Below are 11,491 nucleotides of genomic sequence, written 5' to 3'. Positions count from 1 at the left end.
TTGTTGTAAATTGCCGGAATTCGCGGGATTTTCCATTGCCTTTCAATTGGTCCAAGCAACCGTGATCGACGCTTGCACACGGCCTGAACCATTGCATTCTTCTTGATGCCCACTCGCATTCTCATTGTCCGCACGTCTTCCCTGGGCGACCTCGTCCACATGCTGCCGGCGATCACGGATATCGCCCGGCATGTGCCGGACGCGCAGATCGACTGGGTCGTCGAGGAAGCGTTTGCCGAGATCCCGACGTGGCATCCCGCTGTCAACGAAGTCATCAAGGTCGCGCACCGGCGCTGGCGTAAGTCGTGGTGGTCCGCCCAGGTGCGGGCCGAGCGCCGCGCGCTGCGCGAGCGCCTGCGCGCCGTGCGCTACGACATCGTCCTGGACATGCAGGCCCTCTTGAAATCGGCCTGGCTGGTGCGCCAGACGCAGGGCGTCAAGCACGGGCTGGACTGGCGGTCGGCGCGCGAACCGCTGGCCTCGCTGTTCTACAACGTGCGTCATCGCGTCGAGTTCTGGCAGCCCGCCGTGATCCGCCAGCGCAAGCTGGCCGGCCTGACGTTCGGCTACCAGCATGCCGGCCTGCCGGATTTTGGATTGCAATCCTTTGCGCGCCAGGCCACGCAGGCGCCCGAGCCGGTCGTGGAAGTGGGCAGCGGCGGCCTGAACGCCGCCGAGCTGCCCCGGCTGCATCACCTGGACACGGACCGCGGCTATGCGGTGATCATGCCGTCGGCCAGCCGCGACGACAAGCTGTGGCCCGAAGAGGACTGGCGCGTGGTGTTCCGCCGCCTGCGCGAGGCCGGCTGCACGCTCAAGCTGCTGGCGGGCAACGAACAGGAAGCCGAACGCGCCCAGCTGCTGGTCGCCGGCATGGAAGGGGCCGAGGTGATGCCCCGCATGGACCTGACCGCGGTGGCCAAGCTGCTTGCCGGCGCGCGCCTGATGGTGGGGCTGGACAGCGGCCTGACGCATCTGTCGGCCGCCCTGGGCCGTCCCACGATCGGCATCTACCGCGCATCCACGCCGGTGCGCACCCCGCTGGTCGGATCCAATTACACAGCCAGCCTGGGCGACCGCGGCGCCTCGCCGTCGCGTGAGGCCGTCATGGCCTCGGTCGAGCAGGCGCTCGCCGCGCAGTGACATGAACCGCGGCGTCTACACGCTGGCGCTGCGGACCCTCGCGCCGCTGATCTGGCTGTGGATGGCCCGCCGGGCCAAACGCGCAGGCGGGCGCTGGGAAATCTTTTCACCCGAGCGTTTCGGCCGCCTCGAGCCCGCCTCGCAGTCACCGGACAACCCCGTCTGGGTGCATGCCGTCAGCCTGGGCGAGACACGGGCCGCGCTGCCGCTCTTGAACGCGTTGCTGGCGCAAGGCCTGCCTGTGTTGCTGACGCACACGACGGCGACGGGCCGCGCCGAGGGCGAGCGCCTCTTCAAGGACGCAATCGCCCAGGGACAGCTGCGCCAAGCCTGGCTTCCCTACGATTTTCCCGGCGCGACCCGCCGCTTCATGGCGGCGCACCGTCCGCGCTGCGGTCTGCTGATGGAGCGCGAGATCTGGCCGAATCTGCTGGCAGCGGCCCGGCAGGCCAAGGTACCCATGGCGCTCGTCAGCGCGCGCTATTCCGCGTCGTCGCTACGGCAGGCGCGCCGGATGGGCAGCGTGATGCGCGAGGCGCTGGCCGGTCTGGATAAAGTACTGGCGCAGACGGCGGAAGATGCCGGCCGGCTGGCGCAGGCTGGGGCGCCCGCGGCCGAGATCACCGGCAATCTCAAGTTTGACCTTGTGCTGCCTGCAGCGCAGGTCGAGGCAGGACACGCCTGGCGCGCGCAACTGGGACGTCCCGTGGTGGCCGTGGCCAGCACGCGTGAGGGCGAGGACGCCCCGTTCATCGCGGCAATCAAGCGCCACGCGGCTGCGCCGGGCGCGCCGCTCTTTCTGTTGATTCCGCGGCATCCGCAGCGGTTTGACGAAGCGGCGGGGCTGCTGTCGAACGCGAAAGTGCCGTTCGAACGGCGCTCGGCGGGCGGGACCGCGTCGCCGGACACGGCCGTGCTGCTGGGCGACACGCTGGGCGAAATGGCTTTTTATTACGCGGCTTCGGATGTGGCGATCGTGGCGGGCAGCTTTGCGCCGCTGGGCGGCCAGAACCTGATCGAAGCCTGCGCAGCGGGCGTGCCCGTGATCGTCGGGCCGCATACGTTCAATTTCAAGCAGGCGGCCGAGGATGCCATCGAGGCCGGCGCGGCACGCCGCGCGGCGGATCCGGCGCAAGCGGTGGACGCCGCGATGGCGCTGCTAAGCGATACGGCCGGCAGGCGTCAGGCGAGCAAGGCGGCCAGGGCCTGGTTCGACCAGCACGCCGGCGCGACGGCGCGCACGATGGCCGCGCTGGCGCCCTGGCTGGACGAGCCGGCCGCGCGCCGTTAAGGCGTTCGTCAGGGCGCTCTTCAGGGCGCTAGTTAAGGCGTTTTGCGCGGCGTCAGCGTCACGGCGCCGGGGTTCAATTCCTGGCTGAACCGCCGCGCATCCCGGCCCTCGTCCTCGGGCCGGGCGCCCAGCCAGCCCTGTCCCAGCGCAAAGACGCCCAGGTTCGCAAGCAGGATCAGGATGAAGAGCACGCGCATGCCGGACCTTCGTCAGAAAGAGGTGTTCAACGTGGCGCGCGCCACGGCGGCCAGCCCGTCCAGGACGGGATGGTCCAGGTAGACGGGAACGGGCGTCGCACCAAACGCGCCGCCCGCATCGGCCAGCAGGCGTTCGATTTCTTGATGTACTTCGGGCCAGCCGCCGCCGGCCGCGTAGATCTGCGGCGTCTGGCCGTAGCGCTGGCGGCCCGCCAGCCATTGGCGCACGACGGCGCCGGCCTGGGCCGCGGCAATGCCCGAGGCGATGGCCTCGTGCGTGTCCGTGGGGTAGGGCACGACCTGGCCGTTGGCGATGGGCAGGTTGGCCGTGCCGTGTGCAAGCGAGGTGCGCATCATGGCCGGGCCCGGCAGGATCAGGCCGCCCGCGAAGACGTTGTCCGGTCCGACGGTGTCGATGGTGGTGGCGGTGCCGAAGCTGGCCAGCACGAAAGGCGGATGCGTGCCCGGCAGGCGCGAGAGCACGCCTAGCAGCGATGCCCAGCGGTCGGCGCCCAGCTGGGTGGGGGTGCGATAGCTGTTGACCAGACCCAGCGTCGTTGCTTGCGACAGCGACCAGGTGACCGCGCAGCCGTGTTTGCTCAGGATGTCCGCGATGGCGTCGCCGCGGGCCGCGCCGGCGACGTTCACGCCCAACGCGCGCAGCGGCGGCCGCGGCAGGGCGGCCAGCCAGTCATCCAGCGCGTTCAGGTCCAGGCCGTCGAAGGCGACGGCCGCGGGCTCGCGCGGCATGTCCGGATTGCTGGCGTCCAGCCAACCCACTTTGAGTCGGCTGTTGCCGGAGTCGATGAGAATAATCATGCTTGGCGTCGAATCGAAATTTCACCGACCGAGATCGGTGTGGCGCCCTCGGGCGTTTGCACCAGCAGGCGGCCTTGATCGTCCACGCCACAGGCGGTGCCGCTTAGAAGAATAGCGCCCTTGTCCAGCACGTTCACCTTGCGGCCCGCCAGGGCGTCCACCTGGTCGAAACGCTGCCGGAATACGCCGAAGCCTTCGCGTTCGAGCGTGCGGACCGCCTCGTGCCAGGCCGTGGCGCTGGCGCAGACCAGATCGGCGGCCGCAGCCGCGTGCGCGGCGCCGGCCTGCACTTGGGTCCAGTCCGCGACCTCGCGGCCCAGGGCAAGCGACAGCTCGGCCGCATCGATAAGGTTCACGCCCATGCCGATCACCACGGTGTATCCGGCGTCGCGGCCGCCCGGATTGCGGGTGGTTTCCACCAGGATGCCGGCCAGCTTGGCGTCGTGCCATTGGACGTCGTTGGGCCATTTCATGCACAGGCCGCGCGGCTCGGGCCCGGCGACGGTGCGCAGCGCCTCGCAGGCGGCCACGCCGGCCAGCGGCGATAACGCGGCCAGTTGCGTGGCCGGCAGGTGCACGTCGAATGCGCACGAGAACATCAGCGTGGAGCCCGAGCGGTTCTGCCACGGGCGGCCGGCTCGGCCCCGGCCGGTCTCCTGCAGATGCGTGCCCAGCAGCCAGGGCTTGCCCGCGCCGGCGCCCGTGCGCGCGCGCGCAAGCAGGTCGGCATTGGTCGATCCGGTGCTGCGGGTCCAGGCAATGTCCTGGAAGGCGGGCAGGCGGTCCGCGAGCGTCCGGGCAAGCGATTCCGGGGCGGGCAGGTCGATGGGGCAAACGGGGGCGGGCATGGCCGCGATTGTAGGGCACGCGGGCCGCGCTCGCGGCTGCGGGGCCCCAGCGTTTATGATTGGCGATACATTTTGCATCGGTACCCTGACGACATGCCGCATTCCGCATTGCTTGCGACCGCCGCCGCGCCTTTTCGCTACGAAGGCGGGGTTTGCCACGTGGGCGGCGATTGGAGCGTCCTGGCGCTGGCCGAGTCGGGCGAGGTCGAACGCAGGCGCGCGGCCCTCGCGCAGGCGGCCAAGGACGGCGCCCGTTGGGACATGCACAGCATCCATCGGCTGGACACCATCGGCGCGCTGATCATCTGGCAGGCCTGGGGCGAGAAGCTGCCCGAGCGCGTGCGCTGGGGCGCCGGGCAGCAGGATGTCTTCAACACGCTGGCGATGAACAAGGGCGAGACGCCCGCGGCGGCGCCCAAGCCCGAGACATGGTCGTGGGTACGCGCCACCGGCGGCGCGGTCCTGCAGGCCGCCGAAAACGGCAAGGCGCTGCTCATCATGCTGGGCCAGCTCGTGCTGGATGTCGGCGCGATGCTGCGCCGGCCCTGGCTGGGCCCGTGGCGCGAGATCTCCGCGCAGGTGTACCGGACCGGCGCGCAGGCGCTGGGCATCACCGCGCTGGTGGGCTTTCTGATCGGCGTGGTGCTGTCTTACCTGTCGGCCCAGCAGCTACAGATGTTCGGCGCCGACCGCTTCATCGTGCGCCTCCTGGGGGTCTCCATCGTGCGAGAGCTGGGACCGGTGCTTGCGGCGATCCTCGTGGCCGGCCGGTCGGGATCCGCGATTACGGCGCAGATCGGGGTGATGCGCGTGACGCAGGAACTGGACGCGATGCTGGTGATGGGCATTTCGCACGGCCAGCGCCTCATCCTGCCGCGCGTGGTGGCGCTGGCGGTCACGATGCCGCTGCTGGTGCTGTGGACCAGCGCCATGGCGCTCCTGGGCGGCATGCTGGCGGCGATGGCGCAGCTGGGCGTGTCCGCGCAGTGGTTTTTGCAATCGCTGCCCGATGCAATCTCGCTGACCAATTACTGGATCGGCATGCTCAAGGGCGTGACCTTCGGCATCCTGATCGCGCTCATTGCCTGCCACTTCGGCCTGCGCATCCAGCCCAACACCGAAAGCCTGGGACGCGGCACCACGACATCCGTGGTTACGTCGATCACGGGCGTGATTTTGCTGGATGCGGTGTACGCGGTCATCTTCAGCACGGTGGGCATTTGATGAATAGCGCCGCGCAACACCGGCTGTTTACCGAAGAGGGCGTCACCGTCGAGCCGGTCATCACCGTGCGCGGCCTTCGCACGGCCTTCGGCGATCACGTGGTGCACGAGAACCTGGACCTGACGGTGTTTCCGGGAGAAATCCTGGTGCTGGTCGGCGGCTCGGGCACGGGCAAAACGGTGCTGCTGCGGCAGATCATCGGGCTGGACGTGCCGGCAGCGGGCACCGTGAAGGTGCTGGGGCATACGCTTTCGGAACTGTCTCCGGGCGAACGCCGGCGCCTGTCATACCGCTGGGGCATGCTGTTCCAGGCGGGCGCGCTTTTCTCGGCGCTGTCGGTGTTCGACAACGTGGCGCTGCCGCTGCGCGAACTGCGCACGGTGCCCGAAGACCTGGTGCGCGACGTGGTCATGTGCCGGCTTGCGATGGTGGGCCTGTCGTCGCGCGATGCGGACAAGCGCCCCTCGGACCTGTCCGGCGGCATGGTCAAGCGCGTGGCGCTGGCGCGCGCGCTGTCGCTGGACCCGGAATTGCTGTTCCTGGACGAACCCACGGCGGGGCTCGATCCGCTGCGGTCCGACGAATTCGTCGACCTGGTGCGCAGTTTGCACCGGCAGCTTGGCTTTACCGTCGTCATGGTGACGCACGACCTGGACACGCTGCTGGCGCTGGCCACGCGCGTGGCCGTGCTGGCCGAGAAACGGGTGATCATTTGCGACACGGTGCCTGAAGTCCTGAAGTTCGATCACCCGTTCATTCATACATTCTTCCTGGGCGAGCGCGGCTTGCGCGCGCTGGGAGATTTGGCACCGAAGGGAATGCACCATGGAAAACCGTAGTCATGCGCTCATGGCCGGTATCTTCACGCTGGTCCTGCTGGCTGCCGCGACGCTGACAGCCATCTGGATCGGCCGCGACCGGACGCAATTGCAGCCATACGAAATCATTTCGGCCACGGCCGTCACCGGCCTGAATCCGCAATCGGCGGTGCGGTACCAGGGCGTGCCCGTGGGCCGCGTGCAGTCGCTGGCGCTCAATCCCGACAAGCCGGGGCAGGTGCGCATCCGGATTGGCGTGGCCCCCAACACGCCGATCACCGAATCGACCTGGGCCGAACTGGGCGTGCAGGGCGTGACCGGCATGGCCAACGTGGACCTGCGCGATGACGGCTCATCGCTCAAGCGCCTGACGTCCACGGCCGAGCATCCGGCCGCCATTCCGCTGCGTCCGGGCTTTCTGGACCGCATCGAAAAGCGCGGCGACAAGCTGATTTCCAACGTCGAGGTGGCGACGGAGCAACTGAAGCGCGTGCTGAGCGAACAGAACGTGCAGGCCCTCACGGCCAGCCTGCAGAACGCCACCGACATCTCGCAGTCCCTGAAGGACGCCACCCGTGATCTGGCGCCCACGCTGGCCAAGCTTGGTCCGTTGATGGATTCCTTGAACACCACCTCGCGCCAGGCCGACCGCGCCGCGCGCGAGATCGGCGACCTGGCCCAGCAGGCCCGCCAGTCGCTCGCGCGATTGAACGCGCCCGACGGCCCGCTGGCCGTCGCGACCCGCAGCCTGAACGACATCGCGCTGGCCGCCGCGCGGCTCGATGGCGAGACCTTGCCGGCCTTCACCACCATGGCCAACGATGTCAGCACGGCCGCACGGGGCGCCACCACCACCTTGCGCCGTGTGGACAGCACGCCGCAATCGTTCCTGTTCGGTCCCGCGCCCATTGCGCCGGGACCCGGCGAGCCCGGCTTTGCCGGATTCCGGAGATAGATCCCATGAAGATGCGCAGCGCCATTCTGATCCTGACCCTGGCCCTGGCCGGTTGCGGCATCGGCCGCGTGGACGCGCCGCCCCAGTTGTTCGACCTGGGGCTGGACGCGCGGCCCGTGCCTGCGTTGCCGGCGCGCGATCCGATCGCGCTGTCGTTCCAGGCCGCGCCGGGGCTGTCCGACACCGGCATGATCTGGCGCGTGGGCGACAGCGCCGCGCCCCGGTCGTACGCCACCTATCGCTGGGCGGCGTCGCCCGCCGAGCTGGTGCGCCAGCGCATCACCGATCGCCTGTCGCGCCAGGGCGCGGTGCTGGGCGACCGCGTCACGTTGCAGACGCCGCAATTGCAGGTGTCGCTGGCGCAGTTCGAGCAGGTGTTCACCGAGGACGGCCAGTCGAGCCAGGGACGCCTGCTGTTGCAAGCCGTGTTGCTGAACGGGCGCGAGGTCGTGGACCAGAAGCGCATCATGGTGGCCGCGCCCGCGCCCACGCAGGACGCCGCAGGCGGCGTGGCCGCGCTGCGCCAGGCCACCGACGAGGCCAGCGACCAGCTGGCGCAATGGCTGGCGGCGACGCTGCGACCGCCTGCCGCCGCCCGCGGAAAGTGAGCTCGGGCTCGCGCTTGCGCGCGCCGTTGACGGTTGACCCGGATTTCGCCGCGCGGGCCGGGCGGTTAACATCGTTCCTTTTTCCGCACGTTGAGTCCCGCCATGTCCGCACGCACTGAAACCCACGCTTTCGTCGGCGCCGCCGGCCGTATCGATTGCGCCATCGACTGGCCCGCCGACGCGCCGCGCGGCTGGGCGCTGGTGCTGCATCCGCATCCGCTGCAGGGCGGCGCACGCGAGAACAAGGTGGTCACGACCCTGTCGCGCGCCTGCGTGCAGCACGGCCTGGTGGCGGTGCGTCCCAACTTCCGCGGTGTCGGCCACTCCGAAGGCGTGTTCGACAAATCCGTCGGCGAAACCGAAGACATGCTGGCCGTCGTGGCGCAGATGCGCGAGCTGCACCCCGAGCTGGCGCAGGCGCCGTGGGTGCTGGCGGGATTCTCGTTTGGCACGGCGGTCGCCGCGCAGACCTACGCCGCGCTGGCCGAGCAGGGCGACGCCGTTCTGCCGTCGGCGCTGATGCTGATGGGGCCGGCGGTCAACCGCTTCCAATCGCACGAAGTGCAGGTGCCCGACGACACGCTGTTGGTGCATGGCGAAGAAGACGAGGTGGTGCCGTTGTCCGAAGCCATGGACTGGGCGCGGCCGCGCTCGATTCCGGTCGTGGTGGTGCCGGGCGCCTCGCATTTCTTCCATGGCAAGCTGCTCGTGCTGCGTCAGCTGGTGCAGGCCCGCCTGAAGGTCGCGCTGGACTGAAACGGGCCTTGCCGCCGCGGCAGGTTGCATCAGGTTGCATGTTTTAGGCGCGCAGGGAACCCTGCGCGGCCGGGATGGGTCTGATCGACTGCCTATAATTGTCAGCCACTTGCCCCGCGCCGGCGGGCGTCATTCCTGGACCCACGTTGCCGATGAAGAAATTGCCTCACTCCGCTCAATCCCCCGTTGTCTTTACCCGCCGCCTGATCTCGGGCGCCGTGTTGTCAGCGATGCTGGCGGCCTCACTGCCGGCGTGGGCGCAGCAGGCGCCAGCCGCACCCGCCGCCGCGCCGGCCGCGACGGCCCCGGCGCCGTCGCCCTCGGGTGCAGTGCCTGTTGGCGACGTGTCGGCCGTCCCGGCTCCCACCATCGCGGCCAAGGCCTGGATCGTCATCGATGTGAACAGCGGCCAGACGCTGGCCGCATCCAACCCCGACATGAAGGTCGAGCCGGCCTCGCTCACCAAGATCATGACGGCCTACGTCGTGTTCAACGCGCTGGACGAAAAGCGCCTGACGCTGGAGCAGACCGTGCCGGTGTCCGAGCACGCGTGGCGCACGGGCGGCTCGCGCATGTTCATCGAGCCGCGCAAGCCGGTCACGGTGGACGAACTGAACCAGGGCATGATCGTGCAATCGGGCAACGACGCCTCCGTGGCGCTGGCCGAAGCCGTGGGCGGCAGCGAATCCGCCTTTGCCGCGCTGATGAACCAGGAGGCCGAGCGCCTGGGCATGAAGAACACGCACTTCATGAACGCCACGGGCCTGCCCGATCCCCAGCACGTGACGTCCACGCGCGATCTGGCCACGCTGTCCGCGCACCTCATCACGGATCACCCGGACTTCTTCCACTACTACAAGCAGAAGAGCTACACCTACAACAAGATCACGCAGCCCAACCGCAATCGCCTGTTGTGGGCCGACCCCTCGGTCGATGGCATGAAGACCGGCCATACCGACTCGGCCGGCTACTGCCTGGTCTCCACGGCCATGCGTGGCGACCGCCGCATCCTGGTGGTCGTGGTGGGCACCGACAGCGAAGCCACCCGCGCCGAAGAAAGCCTGAAGCTCCTGAACTGGAGCTTCCAGAACTTCGACACGGTCAAGCTGTTCGACAAGAGCCAGCCCGGCATCGACGCCCGCGTCTGGGAAGGCACCGCCGAAAACGTCAAGCTGGGTCCGCCCAATCCGGTGTCCATCGCCGTGCCGCGCGGCAAGGCCGGCGACTTGAAGCCGGTTGCCCAGCGCACCGATCCGCTGATCGCGCCGCTGGCCAAGGGTCAGCAGGTCGGCACGCTGCAGTTCACGCTGGACGGCAAGGTGCTGCGCACCGAACCGCTGGTGGTGCAGGACGCCGTCGAGCGCGCCGGCTTCTTCGGCCGCATGGTCGACACCGTCAAGCGCTGGTTCCAGTAAATCGGCGCACCGCGGCCAGGGCCGCGGGTGTAAGCTAGCAGCGGGCGTTTCGTGCGCGAAACGCCCGTTTTGCATTCTTCGGGGGCGGGCCGCGCGGCTCGTCCCTGTTCCATTTCAAATTCAGGAGTGCCTCATGATTCCGGGCGTGCCGGGCGAAAGCCAGGTGTATCTCAACGGTGAATTCCTGCGCATGGACGAGGCCAAGGTCTCCGTCCTGGACCGCGGCTTCATTTTCGGCGACGGCATTTACGAAGTCGTCCCCGTGTACCAGGGCAATGCGTTCCGCATGGCCGAACACCTTGACCGTCTTGACCGCAGCCTGGCCGCCTTGCGCATCGCGCAGCCGTTCGACCGCAGCGGGTGGATCAACCTGATCGAGCAGTTGCTGGACCGCTCCAACCTGGACACCTGCATCGTCTATCTGCAAGTGACGCGCGGCGTGGCCAAGCGCGACCATCCGTTCCCGTCGCCGGCCGTCACTCCCACGGTGTTCGGCATGATCGCGGCCTGGTCGCCGCCGACGGCCGCGCAACGCGCACAGGGCCTGTCCGCCATCAGCATCCCCGACGAACGCTGGCTGCACTGCGAGATCAAGTCCGTGTCTCTGTTGGGCAACGTGCTGGCCAAGCAGCAGGCCGTGGATGCGCAGGTGGACGAAGTCCTGCAGTTCCGCGACGGCTACCTGACCGAAGGCGCGTCCACCAATATCTGGGTCGTGTCCGGCGGCAAGCTGCTGGCCCCGCCCAAGAACAACCTGATCCTCGAAGGCATCCGCTACGGCCTGATGGGTGAACTGGCCGCCGAGGCCGGCATCCCGTTCGAGTCCCGCCGGATCTCGCAAGCCGAGGTGGAGCAGGCCGACGAGCTGATGCTGTCGTCCGCCACCAAGGAAGTGCTGGCCATCGTTTCGCTGGACGGCAAACCGGTCGGATCGGGCAAGCCCGGCCCTGTTTTTGAGCAATTGCGTGCGGGTTATGATGCCCGCATCGCCGCGCTGTAGTCCCGGCGCGGGGCGGCCCGCTTGCGATACCTGCGGGTCGGCCGCCCGCCCCGGCGGCGCCCGCCGGCACTTGCCGGCGCGCCGCTTGCCCCCATATAAGAACATTCAGGGGCAACTCTTACTTTAGGCACATCATGCACATTCCGCCCGAAGATTCGTTGATCGAATATCCCAGCGACTTTCCCATCAAGGTCATGGGCAAGCACCATCCCGACTTTGCGCAGACGCTGACCGAGGTCGTATTGCAGTTCGATCCGGCATTCGACGCCGCGACCGTCGAAATGCGGCCCAGCAAGGGCGGCAACTATCTTGGCCTGACCTTCACCGTGCGCGCGACCTCGCGCGAGCAGCTCGACGCGCTGTACCGGGCGCTGCATGGCCATCCCATGGTGTCCATCGTCCTGTAAGGCAAGACCG

Annotated in this window: 13 protein-coding genes; 10 read left to right on the top strand and 3 right to left on the bottom strand. The window is 68.5% G+C overall.

Features of this window, described 5'->3' with window-relative positions; translation table 11 throughout:
* Nucleotides 1–105: 105 nt before the first annotated feature.
* Nucleotides 106–1,143, top strand: a complete 1,038-nt coding sequence (gene waaC, locus QEP15_RS25040; protein ID WP_062838855.1) for a lipopolysaccharide heptosyltransferase I — start codon at nt 106–108, stop codon at nt 1,141–1,143.
* A 1-nt stretch (nt 1,144) separates the two neighbouring features.
* Nucleotides 1,145–2,434, top strand: a complete 1,290-nt coding sequence (locus QEP15_RS25035; RefSeq protein ID WP_280148223.1) for a 3-deoxy-D-manno-octulosonic acid transferase — start codon at nt 1,145–1,147, stop codon at nt 2,432–2,434.
* 32 nt (nt 2,435–2,466) lie between these two features.
* Here QEP15_RS25035 and QEP15_RS25030 read toward each other — a convergent pair whose 3' ends face one another.
* The 3 genes from QEP15_RS25030 to QEP15_RS25020 are packed head-to-tail and all read right to left on the bottom strand — an operon-like array spanning nt 2,467 to nt 4,298.
* Complete coding sequence (locus QEP15_RS25030; RefSeq protein ID WP_174245407.1) at nt 2,467–2,631, bottom strand: hypothetical protein; 165 nt, start codon at nt 2,629–2,631, stop codon at nt 2,467–2,469.
* 12 nt (nt 2,632–2,643) lie between these two features.
* A complete protein-coding gene (locus QEP15_RS25025; RefSeq protein WP_226847557.1) occupies nt 2,644–3,450 on the bottom strand; it encodes a type III pantothenate kinase in 807 nt (268 codons plus the stop codon).
* On the bottom strand, nt 3,447–4,298 hold the full coding sequence (locus QEP15_RS25020; protein WP_217618387.1) for a biotin--[acetyl-CoA-carboxylase] ligase: 852 nt from the start codon (nt 4,296–4,298) through the stop codon (nt 3,447–3,449). Before QEP15_RS25020 ends, QEP15_RS25025 begins: the two co-directional genes overlap by 4 nt.
* A gap of 93 nt (nt 4,299–4,391) precedes the next feature.
* On the opposite strand from QEP15_RS25020, the gene QEP15_RS25015 reads away from it, so the two are divergent.
* From QEP15_RS25015 to QEP15_RS24980, 8 genes are all read left to right on the top strand, one after another.
* Nucleotides 4,392–5,522: an MlaE family ABC transporter permease gene (locus QEP15_RS25015; protein ID WP_056327209.1), complete on the top strand. Its 1,131-nt coding sequence runs from the start codon at nt 4,392–4,394 to the stop codon at nt 5,520–5,522.
* Nucleotides 5,522–6,361 carry an ABC transporter ATP-binding protein gene (locus QEP15_RS25010; RefSeq protein WP_056327212.1) on the top strand — a complete coding sequence of 280 codons (840 nt, stop codon included), beginning with the start codon at nt 5,522–5,524 and terminating at the stop codon, nt 6,359–6,361. The genes QEP15_RS25015 and QEP15_RS25010 overlap by 1 nt, the downstream gene beginning before the upstream one ends.
* Nucleotides 6,348–7,295 (top strand): MlaD family protein, encoded by a 948-nt coding sequence (locus QEP15_RS25005; RefSeq protein ID WP_056327214.1) that lies wholly within the window; start codon nt 6,348–6,350, stop codon nt 7,293–7,295. Before QEP15_RS25010 ends, QEP15_RS25005 begins: the two co-directional genes overlap by 14 nt.
* Nucleotides 7,296–7,300: 5 nt before the next feature.
* Nucleotides 7,301–7,903, top strand: coding sequence for an ABC-type transport auxiliary lipoprotein family protein (locus QEP15_RS25000; protein WP_056327217.1), 603 nt, complete (start codon nt 7,301–7,303; stop codon nt 7,901–7,903).
* 102 nt (nt 7,904–8,005) lie between these two features.
* Nucleotides 8,006–8,659 (top strand): alpha/beta hydrolase, encoded by a 654-nt coding sequence (locus QEP15_RS24995; RefSeq protein WP_152382956.1) that lies wholly within the window; start codon nt 8,006–8,008, stop codon nt 8,657–8,659.
* A 152-nt stretch (nt 8,660–8,811) separates the two neighbouring features.
* Nucleotides 8,812–10,074 (top strand): D-alanyl-D-alanine carboxypeptidase family protein, encoded by a 1,263-nt coding sequence (locus QEP15_RS24990; RefSeq protein ID WP_142052305.1) that lies wholly within the window; start codon nt 8,812–8,814, stop codon nt 10,072–10,074.
* A gap of 133 nt (nt 10,075–10,207) precedes the next feature.
* Nucleotides 10,208–11,074: a D-amino acid aminotransferase gene (locus tag QEP15_RS24985; protein WP_056327224.1), complete on the top strand. Its 867-nt coding sequence runs from the start codon at nt 10,208–10,210 to the stop codon at nt 11,072–11,074.
* Nucleotides 11,075–11,208: 134 nt separating this feature from the next.
* Nucleotides 11,209–11,481 carry a YbeD family protein gene (locus QEP15_RS24980; protein WP_056327226.1) on the top strand — a complete coding sequence of 91 codons (273 nt, stop codon included), beginning with the start codon at nt 11,209–11,211 and terminating at the stop codon, nt 11,479–11,481.
* The last annotated feature ends 10 nt before the right edge of the window (nt 11,482–11,491 follow it).

Source organism: Achromobacter mucicolens (assembly GCF_029866465.1).
Lineage (GTDB): Bacteria > Pseudomonadota > Gammaproteobacteria > Burkholderiales > Burkholderiaceae_B > Achromobacter > Achromobacter mucicolens.
This window is presented reverse-complemented; position numbering and strand designations above follow the sequence as displayed.

Bases quoted from the DNA above. Each gene is read 5' to 3' on its own strand.
- waaC (WP_062838855.1), top strand. From the start codon at position 106: ATGCCCACTCGCATTCTCATTGTCCGCACGTCTTCCCTGGGCGACCTC.
- QEP15_RS25035 (WP_280148223.1), top strand. From the start codon at position 1,145: ATGAACCGCGGCGTCTACACGCTGGCGCTGCGGACCCTCGCGCCGCTG.
- QEP15_RS25030 (WP_174245407.1), bottom strand. From the start codon at position 2,631: ATGCGCGTGCTCTTCATCCTGATCCTGCTTGCGAACCTGGGCGTCTTT.
- QEP15_RS25025 (WP_226847557.1), bottom strand. From the start codon at position 3,450: ATGATTATTCTCATCGACTCCGGCAACAGCCGACTCAAAGTGGGTTGG.
- QEP15_RS25020 (WP_217618387.1), bottom strand. From the start codon at position 4,298: ATGCCCGCCCCCGTTTGCCCCATCGACCTGCCCGCCCCGGAATCGCTT.
- QEP15_RS25015 (WP_056327209.1), top strand. From the start codon at position 4,392: ATGCCGCATTCCGCATTGCTTGCGACCGCCGCCGCGCCTTTTCGCTAC.
- QEP15_RS25010 (WP_056327212.1), top strand. From the start codon at position 5,522: ATGAATAGCGCCGCGCAACACCGGCTGTTTACCGAAGAGGGCGTCACC.
- QEP15_RS25005 (WP_056327214.1), top strand. From the start codon at position 6,348: ATGGAAAACCGTAGTCATGCGCTCATGGCCGGTATCTTCACGCTGGTC.
- QEP15_RS25000 (WP_056327217.1), top strand. From the start codon at position 7,301: ATGAAGATGCGCAGCGCCATTCTGATCCTGACCCTGGCCCTGGCCGGT.
- QEP15_RS24995 (WP_152382956.1), top strand. From the start codon at position 8,006: ATGTCCGCACGCACTGAAACCCACGCTTTCGTCGGCGCCGCCGGCCGT.
- QEP15_RS24990 (WP_142052305.1), top strand. From the start codon at position 8,812: ATGAAGAAATTGCCTCACTCCGCTCAATCCCCCGTTGTCTTTACCCGC.
- QEP15_RS24985 (WP_056327224.1), top strand. From the start codon at position 10,208: ATGATTCCGGGCGTGCCGGGCGAAAGCCAGGTGTATCTCAACGGTGAA.
- QEP15_RS24980 (WP_056327226.1), top strand. From the start codon at position 11,209: ATGCACATTCCGCCCGAAGATTCGTTGATCGAATATCCCAGCGACTTT.